This window comes from Candidatus Neomarinimicrobiota bacterium (assembly GCA_016784545.1).
GTDB lineage: Bacteria > Fidelibacterota > UBA8477 > UBA8477 > JABMPR01 > JABMPR01.
Window position 1 is genome coordinate 38,483 of record JADHUM010000001.1, and the last position, 21,971, is coordinate 60,453.

The 21,971-nt window shown below is 45.6% G+C and carries 17 protein-coding genes; 15 read left to right on the top strand and 2 right to left on the bottom strand.

Translation table 11 applies throughout. The features are described 5' to 3' along the window. Positions 1-27: 27 nt before the first annotated feature. From ISR87_00180 to ISR87_00250, 15 genes are all read left to right on the top strand, one after another. Positions 28-1,239: a YgeY family selenium metabolism-linked hydrolase gene (locus tag ISR87_00180; GenBank protein ID MBL7023840.1), complete on the top strand. Its 1,212-nt coding sequence runs from the start codon at positions 28-30 to the stop codon at positions 1,237-1,239. Between the two features lie 49 nt (positions 1,240-1,288). Continuing rightward, a complete protein-coding gene (gene ygeW, locus ISR87_00185; protein MBL7023841.1) occupies positions 1,289-2,446 on the top strand; it encodes a knotted carbamoyltransferase YgeW in 1,158 nt (385 codons plus the stop codon). 234 nt (positions 2,447-2,680) lie between these two features. After that, positions 2,681-4,066 (top strand): pyridoxal-phosphate dependent enzyme, encoded by a 1,386-nt coding sequence (locus ISR87_00190; GenBank protein ID MBL7023842.1) that lies wholly within the window; start codon positions 2,681-2,683, stop codon positions 4,064-4,066. Between the two features lie 360 nt (positions 4,067-4,426). Further along, positions 4,427-5,491, top strand: a complete 1,065-nt coding sequence (gene thrC / locus ISR87_00195) for a threonine synthase (GenBank protein ID MBL7023843.1) — start codon at positions 4,427-4,429, stop codon at positions 5,489-5,491. 2 nt (positions 5,492-5,493) lie between these two features. After that, entirely contained in the window at positions 5,494-5,982 is a 489-nt protein-coding gene (locus tag ISR87_00200; GenBank protein MBL7023844.1) for a (2Fe-2S)-binding protein, read from the top strand. Between the two features lie 11 nt (positions 5,983-5,993). Continuing rightward, positions 5,994-6,827: an FAD binding domain-containing protein gene (locus tag ISR87_00205; GenBank protein MBL7023845.1), complete on the top strand. Its 834-nt coding sequence runs from the start codon at positions 5,994-5,996 to the stop codon at positions 6,825-6,827. Further along, a complete protein-coding gene (locus tag ISR87_00210) occupies positions 6,820-7,119 on the top strand; it encodes a hypothetical protein (GenBank protein MBL7023846.1) in 300 nt (99 codons plus the stop codon). Before ISR87_00205 ends, ISR87_00210 begins: the two co-directional genes overlap by 8 nt. Next, positions 7,109-10,396 (top strand): putative selenate reductase subunit YgfK, encoded by a 3,288-nt coding sequence (ygfK, locus tag ISR87_00215; GenBank protein ID MBL7023847.1) that lies wholly within the window; start codon positions 7,109-7,111, stop codon positions 10,394-10,396. The genes ISR87_00210 and ygfK overlap by 11 nt, the downstream gene beginning before the upstream one ends. A gap of 177 nt (positions 10,397-10,573) precedes the next feature. Beyond that, entirely contained in the window at positions 10,574-10,939 is a 366-nt protein-coding gene (locus ISR87_00220) for a four helix bundle protein (protein ID MBL7023848.1), read from the top strand. Positions 10,940-11,005: 66 nt separating this feature from the next. Beyond that, a complete protein-coding gene (locus ISR87_00225; protein MBL7023849.1) occupies positions 11,006-12,403 on the top strand; it encodes an 8-oxoguanine deaminase in 1,398 nt (465 codons plus the stop codon). Between the two features lie 11 nt (positions 12,404-12,414). Next, positions 12,415-13,149 carry an FAD binding domain-containing protein gene (locus ISR87_00230; GenBank protein MBL7023850.1) on the top strand — a complete coding sequence of 245 codons (735 nt, stop codon included), beginning with the start codon at positions 12,415-12,417 and terminating at the stop codon, positions 13,147-13,149. Beyond that, the gene (locus tag ISR87_00235) at positions 13,146-13,622 is read left to right on the top strand and encodes a (2Fe-2S)-binding protein (GenBank protein ID MBL7023851.1); all 477 of its coding nucleotides are present in this window, start codon (positions 13,146-13,148) and stop codon (positions 13,620-13,622) included. Before ISR87_00230 ends, ISR87_00235 begins: the two co-directional genes overlap by 4 nt. Beyond that, on the top strand, positions 13,619-15,898 hold the full coding sequence (locus tag ISR87_00240; GenBank protein MBL7023852.1) for a molybdopterin-dependent oxidoreductase: 2,280 nt from the start codon (positions 13,619-13,621) through the stop codon (positions 15,896-15,898). The genes ISR87_00235 and ISR87_00240 overlap by 4 nt, the downstream gene beginning before the upstream one ends. Positions 15,899-15,910: 12 nt before the next feature. Beyond that, positions 15,911-18,772 carry a T9SS type A sorting domain-containing protein gene (locus ISR87_00245; GenBank protein ID MBL7023853.1) on the top strand — a complete coding sequence of 954 codons (2,862 nt, stop codon included), beginning with the start codon at positions 15,911-15,913 and terminating at the stop codon, positions 18,770-18,772. 24 nt (positions 18,773-18,796) lie between these two features. Continuing rightward, positions 18,797-19,366, top strand: coding sequence for a DNA-3-methyladenine glycosylase I (locus tag ISR87_00250; protein ID MBL7023854.1), 570 nt, complete (start codon positions 18,797-18,799; stop codon positions 19,364-19,366). Between the two features lie 39 nt (positions 19,367-19,405). On the opposite strand, the gene dinB is transcribed toward ISR87_00250, so the two are convergent. Both dinB and ISR87_00260 read right to left on the bottom strand, forming a co-directional pair. Further along, positions 19,406-20,497 (bottom strand): DNA polymerase IV, encoded by a 1,092-nt coding sequence (gene dinB, locus ISR87_00255; protein ID MBL7023855.1) that lies wholly within the window; start codon positions 20,495-20,497, stop codon positions 19,406-19,408. A 43-nt stretch (positions 20,498-20,540) separates the two neighbouring features. Next, the gene (locus tag ISR87_00260; GenBank protein ID MBL7023856.1) at positions 20,541-21,836 is read right to left on the bottom strand and encodes a hypothetical protein; all 1,296 of its coding nucleotides are present in this window, start codon (positions 21,834-21,836) and stop codon (positions 20,541-20,543) included. Positions 21,837-21,971: the final 135 nt, after the last annotated feature.

Below are 21,971 nucleotides of genomic sequence, written 5' to 3' on the forward strand. Positions count from 1 at the left end.
GTGATTGATTTAATAGAAAGAAACAATATGAATATTGATTTCCAACTGATACTCAACCAGGCCGAAAAATATCGCCCGGAGATTTCCAGGTTTTTGCGAGACATGATTGCCATCCCCAGCGAAAGCACTCAGGAAGAACTTGCCATTCTGCGCATCAAGGAGGAGATGGAAAAAGTTGGTTTCGATAAGATAGAGATTGATGAAATGGGCAATATTTATGGCACCATTGGTCATGGTTCACATGTCATCGCCATGGATGCCCATATTGACACTGTCGGAGTTGGCAATCTCGAGAACTGGAATGTAGATCCCTATGAGGGGTTTGAAGATGATGAAATCATCATGGGACGGGGAGCTTCAGACCAGGAAGGTGGCATGGCCAGCATGGTCTACGCTGGGAAAATCATCAAAGATCTTGGACTGGAAGGCGATTATACATTAGTAATTACCGGAACGGTTCAGGAAGAAGATTGTGATGGCCTGTGTTGGCAGTACATCATGGATAATAAAAAGCTGCAACCAGAATTTGTGGTAAGTACTGAGCCAACATCCTGCAGGATTTATCGTGGTCAACGTGGGCGGATGGAAATCAAGGTTACCACCTCTGGAATCAGCGCTCACGGGTCAGCACCGGAACGAGGAGATAATGCTATCTATAAAATGGCTCCTATCCTTCAGGAACTGCAGGAGCTGAACACACGTTTGGCAGACCATGATTTTCTGGGGAAAGGTTCTCTCACTGTATCTGAAGTCTTTTTCACCTCACCATCTCGATGTGCTGTGGCTGATGGTTGTTCTATCTCGGTTGATCGACGTCTCACTGTAGGTGAAACTGCGGATTCTGCCATGGATGAAATTAAAAATCTTCCCTCAGTGATCGCTGGAAAAGCCATGGTGGAGATGTATGACTACGAGCGACCGAGTTATACAGGATTCAGCTATCGAACCGAAGCTTATTTCCCAACCTGGTTGATTGAAAAGGATCATGTTGCTACCACCTCCTTGGTTGATGCCTACAAAGGTTTGTTTAAGGAAGAGCCTGTGGTTGATAAATGGACTTTTTCTACCAACGGCGTCGCTATTATGGGAAAATACGGAGTGCCATGTATTGGTTTTGGTCCAGGCGCCGAAGAGGAGGCCCATGCCCCCAATGAAAAAACCTGGAAAGATCATCTGGTAAAAGCTGCAGCCATGTATGCGGCGATACCGCTTACCTATTTGAATAAATTGGAAAACTAGGCGGGGATTCTAATCCCCGCCTGGAAGGATATGGTTAAAACGAAGTACTATGGAAACGCTAATAAATAGAGTCAAAGCGCTGGATCTGAACAACTATGGCCATGATTTTCTATTAACCTGGAATAAAACGCCAGATGAACTGGAAGCGACCTTGCTCCTTGCAGAACTCCTGAGAGAGAGACATCGTCTGGGAAAACCAAACCTGGTATTCGACTCCGGTCTGGCTGTTTCCATATTCAGGGATAACTCTACCAGAACTCGTTTCAGTTTTGCCTCAGCGGCCAATGCTCTCGGGTTAGCAGTCTCGGATATGGATGAGGAAAAATCTCAGGTATCCCATGGAGAAACGGTCCGTGAAACAGCCAATATGATTTCATTTATGACCCGCGTGATTGGTATTCGGGACGATATGTATCTCGGTGAAGGTCACTCCTACATGAAGGAAGTCTCTTCTGCTGTTCAAACTGGTTTTGAGGAAGGTGTTTTACACAACAGACCCGGGTTAATCAATCTCCAGTGTGACATTGACCATCCCACACAGAGTATGTCAGATCTGGCCATGCTAAAAAGCTATTTTGGATCCCTGGAAAATCTCAGAGGTAAAAAGATCGCCATGTCGTGGGCTTATTCGCCCAGTTATGGCAAGCCCCTTTCGGTACCACAGGGTATTATCGGATTACTCACCCGCTATGGCATGGATGTTACTCTAGCACACCCGGAAGGCTATAACCTCATTCCAGAAGTAGTAAAATTGGCAGCAAAACAGGCACAGGTCTCAGGTGGATCCTTCCAGACCACCAATAGCATGGATCAGGCATTTTCCGGTGCTGATATTGTGTACCCAAAGTCCTGGGCGCCATTCCACGTCATGGAAGAGAGAACAACACTCTTAAAACAGGCCGATCATGCAGGGTTAAAAGATTTAGAGCAGAGCTGCCTGGCCAACAATGCAAAATTCACAGACTGGGAGTGCACAGAAGAGAAGATGCAACTCACCAGGGATAGTAAGGCACTATATATGCATTGTCTACCTGCTGACATCACCGGAGTAAGCTGCAAGCAGGGAGAAGTGAGTGCCTCTGTTTTTGATCGGTACCGCAAAGACACGTACATGGACGCCAGCTTTAAGCCATTTATCATAGCTGCCATGATGTTTCTGACAGGACTAAAGGATCCCCTGGCAGCACTGGAAAAACTAAAGGATTAATAACTTTTAATTTTCACAACGAAAGAAACGAAAACAACGAATGATTTTTAAACTGAAACCAGGGATTAAACAGATTTAGTCACGAGAGTTGAGAAACCTAAAAATTGATTTCGTCAACTTCGTCTAATTCGTTGTAAAAAACTAAGGATACCTAGAGTGAACACAGAACAGATTCTCAAGAACACGATTCAACGCTGTAAAGAACAGAATATTATTCTACCCACCTACAAACAGATGGCTGATCCAGATTTGATACCGGAAGGGATAAAGGCTGAACTTGCTGATATTGGACTATGGGATCTTAACCCCCGAAACTTATTTCGAATCAGCTGGCAAAATGAGCCTGTCCCCAGGGGTGGTGGATTTGGAGATGTCAACTATCTCGAACTACCTCCAGAATTGACGGGAGTAAAAGCCCGGATCATTGTACTTGTTGGAAAATTCTTCCCCACTGGTGCCCACAAAGTTGGTGCAACCTTCGGTCCTCTCGTTGAAAAATTGATCTCTGGTCAATTTGACCCAACCCGTCAAAAAGCGCTGTGGCCTTCCACAGGAAATTATTGTCGAGGAGGTGCCTATGATGGCTATTTGCTGGGATGTCCTTCCATCGCTGTGCTCCCAGAAGAAATGTCCCGGGAGCGTTATGAGTGGCTTGAAAAAGTTGGTGCTGAAATCATCCGAACCGAGGGTGGTGAAGCCAATGTAAAAGAAATCTATGACAAGGTGAAACAGCTGGAGGCTGAACGGGGGGATGAGATTGTTACCTTGAACCAGTTTGATGAAATTGGCAATGCCTTGTGGCACTATGCAGTTACTGGTAGAGCCATGGAAAAGGTTTTTAACAATCTAAACTCTGGCGAGCACCGTTTTAGTGGGATGTTTCTGACCCAGGGTTCTGCTGGTACTCTGGGTTCAGCAGACTATCTAAGAACCAAATTTCCAAAAATCAAAGTGGCTGCTGGTGAAGCACTTCAAGTACCTACCCTGCTTCAAAATGGTTATGGAGCTCACCGTATCGAAGGTATTGGCGACAAGCATGTTCCCTGGATTCACAACATGAAAAACATGGATATGGTTATCGGAGTAGATGATAATATTTCCATGAACTTGATACGTCTTTTTAACGAGACCGAGGGGCACACTTTGCTGAAATCTCATGGAATCGATCCTGACCTGGTTGGGAAACTGGATTATCTGGGCATTTCAAGTATTGCCAATATTGCTGGTGCCATCAAAATGGCCAAATATTACGAGTATAATGAAAATGATGTGGTCTTCACAGTAGCCACAGATTCAATGGAAATGTATCAGTCCCGCCTTACAGAGCTTCAGCTGGAGCATGGTGATTATACTGAAATTCGAGCCAATATTGATTTCGAGCGATACTTGCTGGGCCTAGATGATGAAGGTGTGCTGGAATTGAGTTACCGAGACAAGAAACGCATGCATAACCTGAAATACTTTACCTGGGTAGAGCAGCAGGGTAAAACAGTGAGTGAATTGGATGCCCAATGGTACGATGATGATTATTGGTCCTCAAAATTCGCTCTGGCAGATGAATGGGATGCGAAGATTGAAGCGTTTAATGCGGAGACAGGGTTATTAAAAAAGTATGTCTGACATTAGTTTAACTGATGATAAATACTTACCCTGCGCTTTAGCGCGGGGCTCACAAACCCCACTTGAAACAGGGGGTTTTAACCCCAGGTTAGGACTAAAGTCCGCTTTTATTCGTGCCTGCGGCCCCGGGCTGAAGCCCGGGGTAGTTGATAGGGCTACAGTAGCCAAGGTGAGGAGCACTTTTTGATTCCTGAAGCGATAATTGGTTTAAAGTGTTTTCAATGTAGTTGGGAAGGACTAGCTGAACCTTTTACCTATACTTGCCCAACATGTGGTAAAAATCTGGACTTCATCTATGATTATGATCGCATAGCGGCATCTTGTGGTCCCTTATCACTGAACAAGGATCATGATGCTTCCATGTGGCGATATCTTCCCTTGCTTCCAGTGCAGGCTGCACCAGAAAACAAATCTCTGCGTGTGGGTGGCACACCACTGGTGGATTTTCCGCACATTGCCAGACGAATGGCGATAGGTCGTTTACAGATTAAAGATGATACTCGCAACCCCTCTGGATCCCTGAAGGACCGGGCCAGTGAAGTGGCCATTCAACATGCCAGGGAACTGGGCAAAAAAACAATAGTTGCTGCTTCTACAGGTAATGCCGGTTCCTCGCTGGCGGCACTTTCTGCATACCATGGAATGGATAGCATTATTCTGGCTCCTGCCACAGCACCAATAGCCAAGCTGACCCAAATCCTTCAGCATGGGGCTCGACTGGTTCCAGTGGATGGGAATTATGATGCAGCATTCGATCTGGCGTTTGAATGGGCTCAAGAACACGAGAGTTATTGTCGCAACACCGGCATTAATCCCACTTTGGCTGAAGGCAAGAAGACGGTAGCCCTGGAGATTGCTGAGCAAAATGACTGGAACGCGCCCGACCACATTTTTGTACCTGTAGGTGATGGCTGCATCATATCAGGAGTGTACAAAGGATTCTTCGATCTGCTCTCACTCAAATGGATTGATCTAATACCAGCCATACATGCTGTGCAGGCAGAAGGTTCAGCGGCTATTGTGGATAGTCTTACTCAAGAAGGTGACATTCGGTCAGTTTCAGCCAATACCATTGCTGACAGCATCAGTGTGGATCAACCTCGTGACGGAGACAAGGCGAGACGGGCCATTATTAAGAGTGGTGGCAGTGGTTTTAAGGTAAGTGATGATGATATTCTAAAAGCTCAAAAACTGCTCTCTGAGACCACAGGGATATTTGCAGAACCCGCTGCTGCAGCTGCCTATGCAGGGTTTCTGCAAGCGTCTGAAGCTGGCATTTTTAAGGCCGGAGACCATGTGGTTGTACTCATAACGGGCTCAGGACTAAAAGACACAGCAAACGCTCAAAAATTACTCAAGCCCGTAGAAGCTGTTAAGGCAACGCTTGTTGATGTTGAAAATTATCTGGAAAAACTCCAGGGCTAAGCATGTTACATCATCCCCAACCCCATACCTTTCAGCTGGAAGTCACCATCAATGGTGAGCTCGTTCAACGAGAGATTCCAACCCATTTAAGACTCTTGGATTTTCTGAGAGAGGATCTGGGTCTTACTGGGAGCAAAGAGGTTTGCGGTGAGGGTGAGTGTGGTGCTTGTACAGTTATACTCAACGGACAAACTGTAAATTCATGTCTCATCCTGGCTGTGGAAGTCCACGGAGGCTTCATCATTACTATTGAGGGTCTGGCTGATACGCAAGAGCTCACAGAGATGCAAAAATCATTTGAAGAACATCACGCAGTTCAATGTGGTTATTGCATACCAGGCATGGTACTCACAGGTGAAAAACTTCTGGAAAGAAACCCCCATCCCACCAGGGATGAAATCAAGTACGAATTGTCAGGTAATATATGTCGCTGTACAGGCTATCATAAAATTGTGGATGCCGTAGAAGGAGCCGCAGATGATCGCGGATAGGCACGCCTAAAATGAAATTTTATCAACCCACTTCAATACGCGAGTTTATAGAATTGAGCGCTAGCCTGTCGGATCAGTTCGCAACCCTGCTCGCAGGTGGAACTGATTTATTGCCTCGCTATGAGCGTGGACAAGCCCTGCCCGATCATCTCATCGATCTCAAAAAACTGTCTGATCTATACCATATCAACATAAAGGATGACGCAGTTCAAATTGGGGCCTTGACCAGTATCCAGGTCATCCAGGAGAAGCCGCTGATCCAGTCTGAATTTACGGCCCTGCATATGGCAGCCCATGATTTTGCCGGCGCCCAGATCCGTCACCGGGGAACCATAGGAGGCAACATCGTCAATGCTTCTCCTGCAGGAGATCTGTTGCCAGCTCTCTATGCCTTTGAATCAATGCTCACACTGATCGGACCAGAGGGTGAGCGACAACTACCCATTCAAGATTTTATCCTGGGTCCTGGAAAAACGGCATTGAAGCAGAGTGAAATTCTAGTGTCCATCAGCCTAAAGCGAAGCGGATATAAATCCACATTCCAAAAAGTGGGTCTCCGTCATTCCATGGCCATTTCAGTGGTGAATCTGGCCTTCGTTTATACTGAAAAAGAGGGCGTTTTTGACTATCTAAAGATCGCCTCTGGAGCTGTGGCCCCCACAGTGGTGACCCTGGATAAATTGACCAGCACAATTCTTGATAATGCCAGTAAACCAGAAGATTGGCCCCTGCTTATTGAGGCAGATATTTCGCCAATAGATGATATCAGAGCCACAGCGAGATATCGAAAACAGGTCGTGATCAATTTGGTCCAAGCATTCTTGAAAGGAGAGTTAGGTGTCTAAGATTAGTGATGCTGAGCTTGCAAAATGGGCTGAAATCAGGGAAAGAGGAAAGTGGAAATACATTTTTGATTATGGGCTATTGAGATTTGGGCTGTCGATGTTGATATTTTTTCTAACCTATATCTGGTTGTTTCAACCCAATATTTTTGGTTTGCCCCTTATCCTTGTTTCAGCACTTATTTTTCCTGTGGCGGGAATTGCCTGGGGCAGATGGATGTGGTTTTATCTGGAAAAACTCCACTCTAAAATGTTAAAAACACACGAGGGTGAGATTAATAACGATGAACGATAGACTCTACCCTGTCTCCATTCAACATCTTGTCACATGGATGTTATCAGAACTCAAAAGCGATCAGCTGTTTGGGATTCATAAAGATTTATTTTTCACACCTGATAAAGCAGACCCTTTTCGCATGCAGCGTTATGGGCAGATGCTGGAAACTCCCATTGGTGTGGCTGCCGGCCCCCACACTCAACTATCTCAGAATATCATCGCGGCCTGGTTGTGCGGAGCCCGCTATATGGAGCTCAAGACAGTTCAGACCCTGGACGAGCTTGAGGTCAGCAAACCTTGTATTGATATGCAGGATGAGGGCTACAACTGTGAGTGGTCCCAGGAGCTCAAGCTAAAGCAATCCCTGGATGAATATCTCAATGCCTGGATAGCCATTCACATTTTGAAAGACCATTTTGGCTGGCAATCTGATCAGGGTGTTGGTGTGATATTTAACATGAGTGTAGGTTATGACCTTGATGGCATAATGAAACCCAATGTCCAACAATTCATGGACCGCATGGAAAACAGCCAGGATTTGTTGAATGAAAAATTGAATCTTATCGAATCCATTTATCCCAACATTAAGAACCTGAATATTCCGGCGCGCATGACGGATAATATTACCCTGTCCACCATGCATGGATGTCCCCCCGATGAAATTGAACGCATTGCGACCTACCTCATTAAACAGCGCAAATACCATACTGCTGTAAAACTGAACCCCACTTTACTGGGTCCAGAACAGCTTCGGCAGATATTAAATCATAATCTCGGTTATGAGGCTTCCATCGTTCCAGATGAGGCTTTTGAGCATGATCTGAAATATCCAGATGCCTTGAACTTAATCGGGGATCTTCAAGCTCATGCTGATGAGGCCGGTGTAGAATTCGGGCTAAAATTGACCAATACCCTGGAAGTTGAAAATCACCGACCTGTTTTTCCTGAAAATGAAACCATGATGTATCTCAGTGGTCGGGCGCTGCATCCCATCAGTATCAATCTCGCCGCAAAACTTCAAAAAGATTTCGATGGAAAATTAGACATTTCATTTTCGGCAGGGGCAGATGCTTTCAATGTGGCTGACATTCTGGCCTGCAATCTTCGTCCCGTCACAACCTGCACTGATGTGTTGAAACCAGGGGGATACACGAGACTGGGACAGTATGTGTCGAACCTGAAACAGGCCATGCAAAAAGCCAAAGCCCCAAGCCTGGAGCAATTCATCGTGGGAGATGAAAACCCCTCTCTGGATATGGACAATGCCGGGTTAAACACCTTGACTCAGTACGCAGAAAAAACCATTCAGAATCCCCATTATCAAAAACATAGTCACCACTTTGATTCCATTAAAACCAAGCGTCCTCTGGGAGCCTTTGATTGCATTTCTGCCCCCTGTGTTGATGCCTGTGCAGCCGATCAAAATATTCCGGAATATCTATATCAAACATCACAGGGTAATTTTGGTAAAGCCTTTAAAGCCATTCAGGACACCAATCCGCTTCCTGGTGTCACAGGTCATGTATGTGATCATTTATGTCAGTTAAAATGCACTCGGAATAATTATGACTCTCCCCTCTTGATCCGTGAGATAAAACGTTTTGTGACTGAGCAGGAAATCGCAAAGGTAGAGGGTACTGAAATAGCCAGGCGAGATCACAAAGTTTCTGTTGTTGGAGCAGGTCCAGCTGGATTGTCCTGTGCTTATTTTTTGGCTAAAAAGGGCATCGCTGTGGATGTCTACGAGAGCAAATCCTTTGTTGGAGGCATGGTCTCTGGAGCCATCCCAGAATTCAGACTAAGTGATGCAACCATTAATCTTGATATTGAGGTTCTGAAAAACCTGGGGGTCAATTTTCATTTTGATAGCCCGGTGGGTCCTGAGCTCTATACACAAATCCAGGAATCAAGTGATGATATTTTTATTGGTGTTGGCGCTCAGCGTGCTTTGAAACTGGGGGTTGAAGGTGAAAGCCTCTCTGGCGTACTGAATCCATTAGAATTTCTCGCCGAAGTCAGGTTAGGCGCTCGTCCAGACCTGGGCCAGAAAATTGCCATCATAGGAGGTGGTAATACAGCCATGGATGCCGCACGCACGTCACTTCGATTGGCTGGCGAGTCAGCTGCCGTTGGTATCATCTATCGGCGAACCATGTCAGAAATGCCAGCAGATATTGATGAAATCGAAGCTGCGCTGGCAGAAGGCATTACCTTCCATGAGCTCATGGCACCACTACGTTTTGAAGGGGATGGCAAGGTCAAGCAGATTCATTGTCAGAAAATGGAGCTGGGTGAACCAGATGCCAGCGGTCGCCGTCGTCCAGTACCGCTGGATGATGAGTCCCTGAAATTTCCTGTAGATACCGTTATACCAGCCATTGGACAGGCCATTAGTATAGATTTTATTGGCGAGGATGATCTTCAGGTGGACTATGATACCTGTAAAACGACCCTTCCCCATGTGTATGCCGGCGGCGATGCCGTGCGGGGTGCCTCCAGTGTCATCAACGCCATTGGTGACGGACAAAACGCAGCCCGTCATATTCTCCAGAGCATTGAATTACCGACAACTCCCCTGGGGAATGCACCGCGACTCATATCCATTAATGATTTGAAAGTGAAAGCTGCTTCTCGTGAGTATGGAATTAATCCCCCCTTGGCTGAACCAGATCACTCCCAGGAATTTCCAGAAGTCCACCGCACCCTGACTCAAGTAGAAGCAATAGAAGAAGCCAGCCGCTGTTTGTTGTGTGATGATTATTGTAGTGTCTGTGTCGGTGTTTGTCCAAATCTGGCAAACCTGACCTACATGATAAAACCTGTCAATTATGAAATTCATGATGTTCGGATGGAACAGGGTGAAACAACATTTCAATCGCTGGGGTATCTGAATCTTAGGCAGCAGCCTCAAATTGTAAACATTGGGGATTTCTGCAATGAATGTGGAAACTGCACCACCTTCTGCCCCACTTCTGGTGACCCCTACAAAGACAAGCCTAGAATTCACCTATCAGAAAATAGCTTCAATGATTCCAGTTTCGGATACTTCATTCATGATCAGGGGATATCCTTTAAACATGACGATATTCAAAATGAATTGTCTCTTGATGGAGAGTGTTTCCTGTTTCAGTCAAGCCATGGGTGGATCCGTTTTAATCGGGATTCAAAACATATCATTTCGGCAAAGCTGGAAAATTCAGGTAGCATCAATACTGAAGCCGCCCTGGCCATGATGGTTTTATATGAAAATCTTAAAGATCATCCAATGCTAATTAGACACGATTCTCACGAATGAGCACTAATAGTCACAAAAAGATCTATTCGAAAAAAAAGAGTCTAGCAAACGAACGACAGAAATATTATGGATGACCTGAAATTTGAAACTGGAAATTTGGCTTGTAAAAGGGGTAGATAAATTTGATACTATGCCTACGGTTTAAAATCAATTCAGCCCAATTTCCTGGAACTAATTATGAAAGAGCTCACAACGCTTGACATTTATGTATTGTCTGAAAAACTATCCGATTATATCTGGCAATTGTTTGACGCCTGGGATAGAAAAGCTCAAAACACACTTGGATATCAAATCATTCGAGCAGCGGACAGTATCTCTGCAAGTATTGCTGAAGGGTATGGACGCTATCATTACGCGGATAGAAAACGATTTTATTTTTATGCCAGGGGGTCATTCGAAGAAGTCAAAACATGGCTCGGTAAGGCCCGGAGAAGAAACCTGTTATCAGATGAAGACACCATATTTTTACAGAACATCACCCATGAGTTGGGACCAAAATTGAATGCTTTTATCCGAAGCACAAATAAAGGGGCAAAAAATTAAAGCTATGACCCAACACCTCTCCAAATTTCAAGTTTCTAGTTTCACTTTTAAAAAGTATCGAATTATATGAGTACTCTCCTTATTAAAAAGTCTCTCGCTGTTGCCACCATGAATGATTCTCAGGAAGAATTTTCTGGTGGACATATTCTCATTGAAAATGGTGTGATAAAATCAATAGGGCCTGAATCGCCAGATATCCAAGCGGATAAAACAATCGATGCCACTGGGATGGTGATTACGCCTGGATTCATAAACACCCACCACCATCTATATCAAACCCTGACTCGAAATATTCCTTTAATGCAAAACCAGCCACTCTTCTCCTGGTTAACCAATCACTATGAAGTTTGGCGAGAACTCACCACTGAGGCTGTTGCAGTGAGCACACAAACGGGGTTGCTGGAGCTGATGAAAACCGGTGTGACCACCAGCTCTGATCATCTATATCTGTTTCCATCAAAGGCCAGCCCAGAATTGATTGACACAGAAATTGAAGCCGCAAAAGCACTGGGTATTCGCTTTCAACCCACACGGGGCTCCATGTCCCTTGGTAAATCCAGGGGTGGCTTACCTCCTGATGATGTGGTGCAGACAGAAGATGTCATCCAAAAGGATACAGAAAGATTACTGGCAAAATATCATGAGGATTCAGACGGCGCTATGATCCGTATTTCTCTTGCCCCCTGCTCACCTTTTTCTGTGACCACAGAATTGATGAAGCAAACGGCAGCATTTGCCAGGACCAATGGTCTTCAAATTCATACTCATCTTGCTGAAACACTGGATGAGGAAGCGTTTTGTCTGGAGAGCTTTGGATTAAGACCCGTAGGACTCATGCAGGAGTTGAATTGGCTCACCTCAAACGCCTGGTATGCTCATTCCGTGCATTTGAACGATGATGAAATCAAGCTTATGGGTGAAAACCAGGTTGGGATTTCACATTGTCCCTCATCCAACATGCGACTGGGTTCCGGGATTGCTCGAATTCGTGAACTCCTCGATGCAAACGTCAATGTGAGTCTGGGTGTTGACGGCAGTGCCTCAAATGATTCAGGAGATATGCTTCTGGAAATGCGCAATGCCATGCTCATCTCACGATTAAGGGAGCAAAATTACTGGCTCAATGCCAGGGACGTCCTGAGAATGGCAACCAGAGGAGGAGCTGCAGCCCTGGGTCGTGATGATATCGGACAGCTCAGTGTGGGCAAGCAGGCAGATCTGGCTCTGTTCGAGATGAATGGCTTAGCTCAAGCGGGCAGTCTGGCCGATCCCATTGCCGCCCTTATCTTTACTACCCGCCAGCGTCCCGTGGATTGGCTGATTGTTCAGGGCAAGATCATCATGGAAAAAGGTGATTCAAAAGTAGATGAAACAAATCTGGTCTCCAGACACAATCGGATCGCCGCTGAAATGCTGCAACTTGCGACCCAACGAACTAAAATCGAATTCTCAACCCATCAATAAATAGGTCAATCATGTGGTCTTCAATTGAACAAATTATTAAACCTGACACCCTGAGTGAAGCTTCTATATTGCTCAAAGAATCGGGCTCAGTCCTTTTTGCAGGGGGAACTTACCTTGTTGGACAAAAAGATGATGCTGTACACACCCTCCTTGATATCAATCATTTGCTAAACGATCAGATAAAAATGCAGGGGGACGAAATTCACATTGGTGCAGGCTGTACACTTCAGGAAATTATCAGTTTTGATGATGCGCGACTCAATGGTGCCATTCTTTCAGCCTGTCCTTCCAAAAACATTCGCAATCAGCGGACCATTGGCGGCGAAATTGCCAGATTAAGAACTGATTCCGATCTCCTGGTTTTTTTGTTCGCGTCCAGAACAAAATTATGCTTAAATGAGTCTGAGTCATCCGTTGAGTTCTGTGACTGGAATGGCGAAGGTATTATTGAAAAGATGATCATCCCTTCTCATGATGTGAAGCTTGAGCGGGTAGCCTTGCTGGATTCTGCCCCGGCCTTTGTTATCGTTGGTATCAATGGGTTGAATGATTCCATTGCTGTTTGTGTGGGTGGCAAAACGTCTAAAATTTTATTCTTTCAAACCAAGCCTGAACCAAATGAGGCCGATATACGAAGTTTTATGGATGAGGTGGAAGCGAGTTTCAGTAATGATCATCTTGGGACCCCAGCCTACAAACGTCATCTGGTTTCTGTATTGCTCCAGGAAATGGCGGTGGTGAAATGAACATCCAATTCGAGCTGAATGGTCGTCTCGTCCAGGCCAGCCCATTGCCTGGAACCACACTCCTGGAATATTTGAGGAATGAAGAATACCATAGCGTAAAACATGGTTGTGACCATGGAGAATGCGGTGCCTGTACGGTTCTCATGGACAATAAAAGTGTGAATGCCTGTCTGATCCTCATGCACTCAGTGAATGGACGAAAAATAGAAACCCTTGAGAGCATTTCCACCCATGAGGAACTGCACCCACTTCAACAGGATTTTCTGCATGAGGGCGCAGCGCAATGTGGTTTCTGCACACCGGGAATGATCCTCTCCCTGGAAGCTCTGGACCGTGAAGGTGGTGAGATAAAGGAAGCCAATGTCCGTGATGCCCTGAATGGAAATCTCTGTCGTTGTACTGGCTATGTAAAACCAGTAAAAGCAGCACTTGTTACCCTCCAAAAATCTAGCAACACTGGAGGTGACTCATGAAAGTGATTGGTCAAGACACTCAGAGGGTCGACGGTCATGCTCTGGTCCGTGGAAATGCGGTTTTCGCAGATGACATCAAATTGAAGGATGTACTACATGTAAAAATTCTCCATAGCCCCGTAGCCCATGCCAACATTCTCAAAATTGATGTTTCCAGGGCCCAAGCTCTGGAGGGTGTTGTAGCTGTCTTCACCCATAAAGACTTTAAGACCCATTTCTATACCACAGCAGGCCAGGGTTATCCAGAGCCGGGTCCTCGAGATATGCGAATCCTGGATTCAACTGTACGTTTTGTAGGCGATCGTGTCGCTTTTGTTGCTGCGGAAACGCTTGAAATCGCCGAACATGCTCTCAGTCTTATCGAAGTGACATATGAAGAGCTGCCAACCATCTTTGATGTAGAAGGCGCTATGACATCAGATATTTCCCTGCACTCTGAATCTGGCAAAACTGGTATTCACGATGCAGCTCATAATGTGGCTGCTCATCTGGATGCTGAATTGGGAGATGTGGATAAAGCTTTGGATGCTTCTGCACATGTATTCGAAGGCACGTATAGCACACCCTTTGTTCAAATGGCTTCCATCGAACCCCATATTTCATTGACCTGGTTGGATGAAAATAACCGTCTGGTCATCCGAACCTCCACCCAGGTTCCATTTCATGTGCGACGCATTGTTGCCGAAGTATTGGGCATCCCTGTGGGTAAGATTCGAGTAATAAAACCTCGTATCGGTGGTGGATTTGGAGGGAAACAGGAAATCCTCAATGAGGAATTAGTATCTGCTGTTACCCTGAAAACTGGCAGACCGGCTCGCATTGAATACACCAGAGCAGAAGAACTTTTTGCTGCTCGATTACGACATCCCGAGGTAGTGACTTTCCGGCTGGGTTTTGATAAAAATCAAACCTTAACAGCCATTGACTTAAATATTCTGGAGAATTGTGGTGCCTATGGTCCTCATGCCCTCACAGTCATGTCAGTCACAGCACAAAAAGCATTGAGCATGTATAAAGCGCCCAGCATTCGAGTTAATGGAGACGGAGTTTATACCAATCTGCCCATAGGTGGTGCGTACCGCGGATATGGAGCACCCCAGGCATTCTTCCCTCTGGAAAGTCTCATGGATGAGGCTGCCGATGCAATGAATATTGACCCCATTGAGTTGCGTCTGAAAAACATATTCAAGATCGGTGATGATATACCCATAGCCAAGATTTTGGGTGAGGGACGTGAAGGTTTTCCCATGGTCCTTTATAGTACCGAAGTAGCGGCTTGTCTGAAACAGGGACGGGAGCTTAGTGGTTGGGAGCAACTCAGAGCTGAAAAGCAAACCGGCCGATACAGAAGAGGTATAGGCGTTGCCGTTGCAGGACAGGGCTCGGGAATCCCTGGAATTGACATGGGCTCGGCCTTTATCAAAATGAATGAAGATGCCAGTTTTAACCTACAGGTTGGAGCTACAGATATTGGAACCGGATCTGATACTGCACTGGCTCAAATTGCAGCGGAAGTTTTAGGTGTTCCAGTTGAGAAGATTATTGTCTATTCATCAGATACTGACATGACCCCTTTTGATACCGGTGCCTATGCATCAAGTACCACCTATATATCTGGGTCAGCAGTAAAAAAGGCAGCTGAAAATTGTAAAACTATGATCCTGGATCAGGGAAGACTCCTGCTTGACAATGATAAGGCAGAAATTGAGGGCACCTTTGTTGTAGGTGAGGAGGGTAAGCAAATGTCATTCGAAGATATCTGCACAAAAAGTTTTTACACGGATGAGCAAAAGCAGATTATGGGTACCGCCTCCTATATGAGCTACGATTCTCCCCCACCTTTTAATGCAACCTTTGCAGAGGTGGAAGTGGATACGCTGACTGGAACGGTGCGAGTAATCAAGATCGTATCGGTGACAGATGCTGGTCAGATTATAAATCCTAAAATGGCTGAGGGTCAAATCGAGGGTGGTATTCCGCAGGCCCTGGGAATGACACTTTCAGAATTCATGCCCTTCGACGAAAAGGGCCGTCCCATCAATCTGGATTTCAACAGCTACCATATTTACACGGCTAAGGACATGCCTGAGTTAGTTGTACGTTTTGCAGAATCCCATGAACCAACAGGTCCTTATGGCGCCAAGGCCGTAGCTGAAATCCCCATAAATGCCCCTGCTCCAGCAGTGGCAAATGCAGTATACAGTGCCGTGGGAGTGCGGGTAAAACATCTTCCCATCAGCCCTCAACAAATACTGGAAGAAATGGATATTGACTGATCAAACCACCCTATGAAAAGAACAATCACATCAGCGCTCCTTATGCAACTGCTCTTCCAGACCACTTTTGCCGCGAATACACCCAGCGAACTTTTATTCCTGCCCTGGGGAGTTGATAAAGGTCAGATCAAACTTACAGAAACACCATTTGGATGGGAAAGTGTTGAATCATTCCAGGTAATTGGCGACAACTACTACCTGCTCACCTCAAATACAGGGCAAATCCTGAAATATTCAGACCAAACCTTGAGTATTTGGCATAGGAGTGATCATATTCAGGCTTTAGACTTTCAACTTAGTCCCATGGGCGAGCTTCTGTATTTCATGGATGTGAAGCAAATTTATGATATGTCAAGTGAAAGTGGACCAATTACCTGGGTAAACCACCTGGATATGCGACCTAATAGCCGATTATTAAGGTCTAGTAAAAATACACCAGCCATTTTGCTGGGGCTTTCAGAAACACTATTACCCACAGTATCGACCCGAGATACGCATATGGGAAAATTAAACCTCAGCGGTGAATATGGGCGTCTGGTTAGACAGTCTGGTTCGGAGATGGATTTCCTGCTGGATGAAGTAGCACTGGCTTCTTTTCAACCGGAGAGAGGCATCTGGGGTTCAGGTCAATACCTTGGGTCAACTGAAAAAGGTCATCATTACTTGCTGTTGGAAACCCTTCTGGAGCAAAACCCGCTGATTCTCAAGCGAGAGGTCTTCATTATTGATGCTTCTGGTAAACTGTTAATGATTCTGGAGATACCCCACACACAGCATGTCCCCGTTACGCGGGAGTTCCAGTTGGATAAAAATGGCACTCTCTTTGGTCTTTTCACAACCACAGACGGAATCCATCTTTTGGGATGGGACCTCTCCCGTCCAGGTGATACTCCTCTCCTGCAATTTTCACTACCCCAGAAATTCCATAATATTCATCCCCGCCCTTTCCAGGGAGACAACCGACTCCCCGGGGAAAGGCATGATGAAAAAAGCGCTGGGTCCCTAGAACTCGATCGCCTGGACTTCCCGCCTGTCGGTCGCGAAGAAGCTCTGAACACTGCTGATACCTATGTTACATTGATCTGGACAGCTGGTCCAGAGAATCTCACAGATGGCGTTATTAATGACCCTGCTGGGCATGCCATCCAGACACCAACCTGGATTCAGGTGGGTCAAAATCAACGCATGGCTTACCAGTGGGGTGGTTTCTCAACCATCGATGGATATGTAACTGGTCTGGCAAATGGTAAGTATGCTGGAGATATGGAAACATCAGATGTTAGCGCTTATGCTGTGGGAGTTGACTGCTCCGGTTTTGTTTCGAGGTGTTGGAACATGCCACAACACTACTCAACCTATATGATGAGCAATCATCAACCCCTGATTACCTTGCCTCTGGGTTCCTGGTATGATCTACGACCCGGTGATGCCATTCACAAAGTAGGTCATGTTCGGTTAACTGTGCTGTGGAACACCAATGGTACTATTCTCGCAGTTGAAGCTGGAGGTGGTTGGATAACCCACTATCAATCCTATACCATCAGTCAACTTGCTGACTACCAGCCCCGATATTATATCAATATGGAAGGAATGCCGGCCACAATTGACAGGCCCGTCGTGGGCAGCGTTACGACGTCTGACAGCACGACAATTTCCTGGACCTTGTCTGATACTGCTGGCATCCAGGGGGTTCAGCTCTACCAGAAAGATGTTTTTCAAGTGCAGGACTGGGAAGCTGTGACAGATGGTCTACTTTCCGTTGATCAAACCTCAATAGCATTCCCCTCAACTGACCTGTCACTGGCTTGGTGCTTTCGATCGGTGAGCGACAACACCCCCCCAACAGAAAGTTATCCTTCTGATGCCTATGCCTCAGCCCAGAAGGGGTCAAATGAACGCCTGTTGATCATTGATGGCTTCGATCGCACGACGGGGAGTTATCCTTTTCCCTATCATGATTTTGCACTTGATATGGCCAGGTCTCTGGGTCATTTCAACTATTCCTATGAGACGGCTGATAATGATGCAGTGCTGGCTGGTTCTGTAGATCTGATTGACTACACAGCGGTTTTCTGGTTGCTGGGAGATGAGAGTACTATTCGTGAGACTTTTTCAGACCAGGAGCAGGACATTATTGAGGCCTATCTCAGAGGAGGTGGAAAGTTATTCGCTTCCGGGTCGGAAATTGCCTGGGATCTGGACTCTCAAGGAAACACTGCAGACCAATCTTTCTTTCACGATTACCTCAAAGCGGCTTATGAGGCTGATGATTCCGAAAGTTATACGATCACCGGTGTAGTGGGGACTCCTTTTGAAGGGCTGGCTTTACATTATGATGATGGTAATGGTGGTGTCTACGAAGAAAACTATCCTGACGCCTTCCAGACATCGGGAGGATCCGAAGCTGTTCTGAGATATTCCAACGATATGATTGCAGCGACGGCCTATACTGGAATTTTTGGTAATGGCTCCAGCGAAGGGCAGGTCGTGCTTCTGGGTATCCCTTTCGAAACCATTTACAATGGAACTGAGCAACTTGAATTGACCACCTCAATCCTATCCTATTTTGGATTGTCGGTTCAATTGAATTCTGGTCCACAAAATTTACCTGTGGCACTGAGATTGTTAAATCCCTTTCCCTCCCCATTTAACAGCACAACACAAATAGGTTTTGAATTAGCTGAAAAAGCTCATGTTGAACTAAATGTTTATGATATCCGGGGACGAATTGTCACCAACCTTGTCAATCAGCCTTACCCAGCTGGTCGCTGGCAGATTCCGTTTCACGCTGATGGAGTCCCTGGAGGTATCTACATCATACAGGTCAAATCTGGCGGTATGATACAATCGAAAAAGGTCATTTTGTTAAAATAACACGCTAAATCTGAAGGGACTCCTATGCCTGACAAAACTCGCTGTGGTTGGGTACCACTCAACAAGCCAACCTATGTTAAATATCATGATGAAGAATGGGGTGTTCCTGTACGAGATGATCAAAAAATGTTTGAATTTCTCATATTGGAATCATTCCAGGCAGGACTGAGTTGGGAAATCGTGCTCAATAAGCGGGATAATTTTCGCAAAGCCTTTGCAGAATTTGATTTTAAAAAAGTGGCGCTTTTCGGCGAGGATAAAGTTCAGGAGCTACTCCAGGATAAAGGTATTGTAAGAAATCAGCTCAAGATCAGGGCCGCGATTAATAATGCTCAACGCTATCTTGAAGTTATTGAGGAGTTTGGCAGTTTCTGCGTGTATTTCTGGGGGTTCTCAAATGGAAAGCCACTCACAAATCAGTTTAAGATTCTAGATGATATTCCTGCCAGCACCGACCTATCCACTACCATTGCCAAAGATTTAAAGACGCGTGGATTCAAATTCTTGGGGACTACAGTGGTGTATGCACATATGCAAGCTGTGGGTATGGTGAATGACCATCTCGAGGAGTGTTTTAGATATTCACAAGTTTAATTGATACTTCCAGGCGAGGATTCGAATCCTCGCTTTGAGTTACACATCCAACCCCAATGATAATTGACCATGTGGTTCACTGAAGTGTGATCCACCGACACCCAAGAGGCGTACTGGCTCCCCGGGCATCCAATTTTTAACCAGTAACTTCCTGGCAATTCTGAAGATTTCAAAACCATCATCCAGGGGTTCTGGAACCGTGTGTTGTCGGGTAAAGGTTGTAAAATCTGCATAGCGAATCTTGATGGTGATGGTGGCAGCCATGAATTTTTTCTTTTTTAGCTGCTCCCCAACTTTGAAACTTAATTTTTCTACAATTTCCAATAACTCGGTTTGATCTTCAATGTTTTTTGAGAAGGTTCGCTCAGTACTAATGGATTTTGTTTCATGATCTTCGTGAACGGGACGATCATCGATTCCCTTAGACCACCGGCTCATGGCCTCACCCATTTTACCAAATCGCTGCTTCAGGACATCTTCCTTGATGACTGCCATATCTGCAATCGTGTATATTCCATACTTGGCCAGACGTTCATTCGCTTTGGGACCAATGCCTGGAATTTTCTTCACAGGCAGGGGAGCCAGAAAGTCGATTTCGGTACCTGGCGGAACCACGGTGAGGCCATTGGGTTTTTGGAAGTCTGATGCGATTTTAGCGATCATCTTATTGGTAGCAACGCCTACCGAAGCAGATAGTCCAATATCCCTGGATATCTTTAATTGAATCTTGCGGGCAATCTCTGTGACTTCAACCCATTGATTAATCTCATCACTGAGATCCAGATAGGCTTCATCAATGCTGACCTGTTGTATGATTGGAGATTCTGCTCTTAAAATACCCATAATCACTTTCGAGTACATTCGATACATACCATGCTGAGATGAAATAACCACAAGATCTTTGCACCGTCTGCTGGCTTCAATCATGGGCATGGCGGAGTAAATCCCATATTCCCGGGCTGGGTAAGATGCTGCTGCGACCACCCCCCTGTTTTCACTCCGACCTCCCACCACAATTGGCTTACCAGCCAGAGAAGGATCTCTCAGGACTTCAACTGAGCAGAAGAATGCATCCAGATCGAGATGGATAATGGCACGGGGTTTATTGGTATAGGGCTGGGGGTTGAGCATCCCTCAATTTAGGATGATACGATGCACCTATATATGGGAATAATTATTTGAATGTGATGTTCAAACCTATACCTGGTAAAAGCGTCACCTTTTTATCTGGCCCAAAAGATGGTATCACAGTTGGTGTTATTGACATGCGGGTGGACTCTGACTGTGCCAGACTCCCATTTGGTTCGATTTCTAGAATTTTTCGAGTCAACCATGTCCCTGCGCCATAACCAGCAATGGCCATGGATAGCATTGGTTCCTTATCTGTCACGTCTAACAGGATTGCTGTCCCAAAACCAAAAAAGGTCCCTGAAGCTGAACCCAGCAACATGAGAGTCGATTGCCCAAAGCTAAAGTCATCGTTCTGGATATAGTGATCATACGCAAAGGCGCCTCCGATGGCTCCCAGACCAGCCACCATAAAAAAAGTATCCTCATCTCCACCATCAAAAAGAATGGATTGGAGCATCATGGTATTAAAATAGCCAAAACCCCAGCCTTGAAGGAGCATAAGAGCGTCCCCGAAGGTGTATTGCTTTTCATGGGTAAGCCGATATCCATAGTAAGCTCCAAGAGGATATGACAAGAGTTCGACCAAGGTTTTATTCTTCTTCCATTGTTCATACTCATCATTGTATCTATTGTCAGGGACTTCATTGACCACATTATAGATAAGTCGGGCAGTTACACCAGATACACCAGTCCACATGGTCCAGGCCCAGGCCTGACCATTGCTGGGTTCATATTTATCAAAGAGAATCTCACCACCATAGTGACCGGCTGGCAGTGAGGCCATGAGCATCCACATCCAGAGTGTTTCTCTGTCCTCGCCATCACCACTATCCAGATCCAACAATTGATTTAATCCCAGGCCATAGCGCAAGCCCAACAATGAACCGTATCTCATCATCTGGGTACGAGCATGGGTCATTTCCATGTCCCTGGTGTATTTGTAGGTGAGATAAAAGGCTCCCCCGGCTGAAACCATAACACCACCGACATACCATCGTCCATCCTCAGCATCCAGCACATAGGGTATACCCCAACCGTACAAGCCCGAGCCAATCACGATATTTTGCAGCACCAGGGGCCAGCGACCAGACTGATCCAGGGTTTTATTAAAATGGGGCTTCCAACTTTGTTCCCACACCTGGCTGCTGTCTGTGGACAGGAGTAGAGATTCAACCATAATATCAAGAAGGACCCGTTCTTCGCTGCTTATTTTGCCATTGGCATTGGCAGCATCCCAGGCCTTTTTATATGAAGATCGATTGTTTAGAGTGTCTTGCTGTTGAGCTATTAAATCACTTGATGTGAGAAAAATTAAAATAACGATAAGCATTGCTTTCATAAACACCTCCGAGAGCTGCCAAAAGATAATGATTTTATCAAACTCACGAAGTACAATCGACAATCATACCTTAAAATCAAAATAATCCCAAATATTTGATAGACCAATCCTTGTAATGGGCAAACTCTTGGTTTA

Excerpts from the sequence above, each read along its gene's own strand:
- ISR87_00180 (MBL7023840.1), top strand. The coding sequence starts at position 28 with ATGAATATTGATTTCCAACTGATACTCAACCAGGCCGAAAAATATCGC.
- ygeW (MBL7023841.1), top strand. The coding sequence starts at position 1,289 with ATGGAAACGCTAATAAATAGAGTCAAAGCGCTGGATCTGAACAACTAT.
- ISR87_00190 (MBL7023842.1), top strand. The coding sequence starts at position 2,681 with ATGGCTGATCCAGATTTGATACCGGAAGGGATAAAGGCTGAACTTGCT.
- thrC (MBL7023843.1), top strand. The coding sequence starts at position 4,427 with ATGTGGCGATATCTTCCCTTGCTTCCAGTGCAGGCTGCACCAGAAAAC.
- ISR87_00200 (MBL7023844.1), top strand. The coding sequence starts at position 5,494 with ATGTTACATCATCCCCAACCCCATACCTTTCAGCTGGAAGTCACCATC.
- ISR87_00205 (MBL7023845.1), top strand. The coding sequence starts at position 5,994 with ATGAAATTTTATCAACCCACTTCAATACGCGAGTTTATAGAATTGAGC.
- ygfK (MBL7023847.1), top strand. The coding sequence starts at position 7,109 with ATGAACGATAGACTCTACCCTGTCTCCATTCAACATCTTGTCACATGG.
- ISR87_00220 (MBL7023848.1), top strand. The coding sequence starts at position 10,574 with ATGAAAGAGCTCACAACGCTTGACATTTATGTATTGTCTGAAAAACTA.
- ISR87_00225 (MBL7023849.1), top strand. The coding sequence starts at position 11,006 with ATGAGTACTCTCCTTATTAAAAAGTCTCTCGCTGTTGCCACCATGAAT.
- ISR87_00230 (MBL7023850.1), top strand. The coding sequence starts at position 12,415 with ATGTGGTCTTCAATTGAACAAATTATTAAACCTGACACCCTGAGTGAA.
- ISR87_00235 (MBL7023851.1), top strand. The coding sequence starts at position 13,146 with ATGAACATCCAATTCGAGCTGAATGGTCGTCTCGTCCAGGCCAGCCCA.
- ISR87_00240 (MBL7023852.1), top strand. The coding sequence starts at position 13,619 with ATGAAAGTGATTGGTCAAGACACTCAGAGGGTCGACGGTCATGCTCTG.
- ISR87_00245 (MBL7023853.1), top strand. The coding sequence starts at position 15,911 with ATGAAAAGAACAATCACATCAGCGCTCCTTATGCAACTGCTCTTCCAG.
- ISR87_00250 (MBL7023854.1), top strand. The coding sequence starts at position 18,797 with ATGCCTGACAAAACTCGCTGTGGTTGGGTACCACTCAACAAGCCAACC.
- dinB (MBL7023855.1), bottom strand. The coding sequence starts at position 20,497 with ATGCTCAACCCCCAGCCCTATACCAATAAACCCCGTGCCATTATCCAT.
- ISR87_00260 (MBL7023856.1), bottom strand. The coding sequence starts at position 21,836 with ATGAAAGCAATGCTTATCGTTATTTTAATTTTTCTCACATCAAGTGAT.